At 52.7% G+C, this 2486-nt stretch carries 5 protein-coding genes and 1 pseudogene; 1 reads left to right on the plus strand and 5 read right to left on the minus strand.

What is annotated here, in order from left to right:
• Window positions 1–26 precede the first annotated feature (26 nt).
• From BZK31_RS30740 to BZK31_RS30220, 3 genes are all read right to left on the minus strand, one after another.
• Window positions 27–164: a toprim domain-containing protein gene (locus BZK31_RS30740; protein WP_083186366.1), complete on the minus strand. Its 138-nt coding sequence runs from the start codon at window positions 162–164 to the stop codon at window positions 27–29.
• Window positions 112–900: a CHC2 zinc finger domain-containing protein gene (locus BZK31_RS27880; RefSeq protein ID WP_279628827.1), complete on the minus strand. Its 789-nt coding sequence runs from the start codon at window positions 898–900 to the stop codon at window positions 112–114. The genes BZK31_RS30740 and BZK31_RS27880 overlap by 53 nt, the downstream gene beginning before the upstream one ends.
• A 161-nt stretch (window positions 901–1061) precedes the next feature.
• Window positions 1062–1217: a hypothetical protein gene (locus tag BZK31_RS30220; RefSeq protein WP_244182754.1), complete on the minus strand. Its 156-nt coding sequence runs from the start codon at window positions 1215–1217 to the stop codon at window positions 1062–1064.
• Between BZK31_RS30220 and BZK31_RS30745 the strand changes: the two genes are divergently transcribed.
• Entirely contained in the window at window positions 1179–1430 is a 252-nt protein-coding gene (locus BZK31_RS30745) for a helix-turn-helix domain-containing protein (RefSeq protein ID WP_425273309.1), read from the plus strand. The genes BZK31_RS30220 and BZK31_RS30745 overlap by 39 nt on opposite strands.
• A gap of 97 nt (window positions 1431–1527) precedes the next feature.
• Here the strand turns inward: BZK31_RS30745 and BZK31_RS27890 are convergent, their stop codons facing one another.
• Together BZK31_RS27890 and BZK31_RS27895 are read right to left on the minus strand one after the other, a co-directional pair.
• The gene (locus tag BZK31_RS27890) at window positions 1528–2067 is read right to left on the minus strand and encodes a DUF2247 family protein (RefSeq protein WP_083186404.1); all 540 of its coding nucleotides are present in this window, start codon (window positions 2065–2067) and stop codon (window positions 1528–1530) included.
• A pseudogene (locus tag BZK31_RS27895) lies at window positions 2064–2486 on the minus strand (DUF637 domain-containing protein); the annotation flags it as partial. The gene BZK31_RS27890 and the pseudogene BZK31_RS27895, both read right to left, overlap by 4 nt.

A 2486-nucleotide genomic window follows, 5' to 3' on the forward strand; every position in this document is an offset into this window, starting at 1 on the left:
GGTGTTTTCAGCAAAATCAACTCTCATCAGACTGGCAGCACGCGCATCCATTCGGCAGAGCGCAGTTCCTTGGACAGTTTCTCTGCCGCTGCGTCTCCCGCTGAGTCCCGATCAAAAGCAATGATGACCCGCTGGGTGCTGTGGTGTTTCAGCCTGCCAGTGATCTTGAGAAAAACCGCTCACGCCATAAGCGCTGATGACGTTGCGAAAACCCGCACACCAAAAGGTCATGGCGTCGATCAGCGACTCACAGAGAATAATTTCCAGGCTGGCCAGCAGCGCCGCTTCGTTCCAAACCCCGCGCAACGGCGTGGCCAGGTACATATGCCGGGACTGGTTGGCCGGAATTTTATTGTTCGGCTGCATCCGCCGTCCGTAAAGCTGCATCACTCGCCCTGCCTGCTCCGGCTGCGCGCCGTCCTCTAGACCCAGCACCGGCACGACCAGACAACCGTTCAAATGTTCGTGTCCGGTAGAACGCAAAACCCCTAAGTCTTGCAGGTGCTGTCGCACCTGCCGACCCGCCTGGGTATGCCCTGCGGGCAAGCGATACGTCAGGGTTTTATTGGCATAGCCGAGTTGAAAATGTTCGATCAGCTCGGGATGGTTCAGGCCGCGAGATTCCAGATAGGCCAGTGCTTCGGGAGATTGTTTGAAATTGGCGTGATAGAACTCGGCCACCGAACGCAGCAGCGCCGCGGCTTCAAGATCAGAAGAGCCCGCAGCTAAAGAAGGGAGGTGTCGAGCGTGGCTGCGTGTCACACCGACTTTTTCCGTGTTCTCCAGCGGCGCGTCGTTGCGCAGCAGTTGGACTGCGTGAGGCAACGACACGCCTTGGGTTTTCATCACCCAATCGATCACCGAACCAGCAGCCCCGCAGCCAAAGCAGTGACACCTCACGCTTGAGGCGTTCCAGTTCGGCTTCGGGGATGCGGGCCATCGGGTTTTCTCCAAAAAGCTGTCAAGAGGGAAAAGCAAAAACAACTCGACGGCAATATACCACCGATAGTAGTTTTTACAACTAGTAGTGGTAAACCATGGAGTACGTTATGGCTATCCTATTACAGATCGCGTCGACGACAGCCATGAGCATCACGAGCGAAGAACGTGAATTTTTCATTGCCCTGGGCGAGCGCATTGCCCGCCTGCGCAAAGAACACTGCATCACCCAAACCCAACTGGCTGAACGGCTGGGCGTGTCCCAGCAGACTATCCAAGCCTATGAGTCCGGCAAGCGGCGTATTCAGGTAGCGGCTCTGCCAGAACTGGCCCGATGCTTGCAGCCACACTCGAAGAGCTGTTTGGTCAGCAGCAGGAAACCACTATGCGTAAGCGTGGCCCGGCTCCGAAATGGCAACAGCAATTGGAAGCCATCGACCAACTGCCCAAGAGCCAACAGAAATTCGTTGCGCAGATGCTCGACGCCCTGATTGCTCAGGCAACGACCAAGGCGAGCAGCGAAGGAAGGGAAGTCTTGCAGTGACAGATAAAAAACACCGGTGCAAGGCCGGTGTCGAGATTGACAGATCAGGTCGGAACTTTTCTACAGTTCAAAACAGCCAGTTCATCTTTCAACCATTGCTCATGTTCATGGACAACGTAATCATAGTTTGATGCAGAGTGGTATTGATGCTCTGGTAAAGTCATCGCACCAGGAGTCATCGACAGTGGAGCGTCAGCAGGCCACTCCCAACTTGACCAAAACTCAGAAAATTTTATCAACCCATAGAGCGGGTCCGGGTCTAGGTTTGTTAGAAGTTCTTCCAACGCAACAGCTCGCCATATTTTCCTGGCTCGTTGCATATCCGCATTTTGAAACTCACTCACTTTTTGCAACAGCGGGCATAGCTCAGATAAAGGCAGATCACTATCGTTAGCCAAGCTAACAATCACATCAAGCAAGGGATTATTCCCAGCCACCTTTTCAAGTTCAGCGGTTGCAAAATTTTCCACACAAAACGCTGGCAAGCGTCCCAAAAGACAAGGAATACCACAGACGCCCTGGAGCACAACGGCCCAGTCAGTCAAGCCATGTTTGGCAATTCGTTCAAAGACTGTTTGAATCATGGTTTCACCGGTATACCGTTAACAGTTCCATTTGGCACGAACATTCTGTGTGTTACACCGCCCAACTTCGGATCTACAATCCATTCAAACCTACCCACTACACCATTGTAGCTACCTGATGCTTGGTAAAGCGACGAGCCGTTGTTGAGTGAAAATTTAGTCGCGCTGCTTGCATAGTTATCGACAATATCGGGAAAACCATGCGCAACTGGAGTCGATGGAAATTCTTGTGTGGCATAAGGGCCATTGGGCTTCTTTGAGTACACCGGCATTGGTTTTCCGTCAGCCCCAACAACTTGTTGGTTCGGAAGTTGGTCTACTTTATTTCCGCTACCTTGCCCCTTCGTACCATTGCCAATACGCGCTTCGACTAAAACATCATTTGATAGCGTTGCTCCCCCTTTTGCACCATCGCCCCC

This window comes from Pseudomonas floridensis, from assembly GCF_002087235.1.
Lineage (GTDB): Bacteria > Pseudomonadota > Gammaproteobacteria > Pseudomonadales > Pseudomonadaceae > Aquipseudomonas > Aquipseudomonas floridensis.

What these genes read in the sequence shown, in the direction of transcription:
- BZK31_RS27890 (WP_083186404.1), bottom strand. Translation starts at nt 2,067, where the DNA reads ATGATTCAAACAGTCTTTGAACGAATTGCCAAACATGGCTTGACTGAC.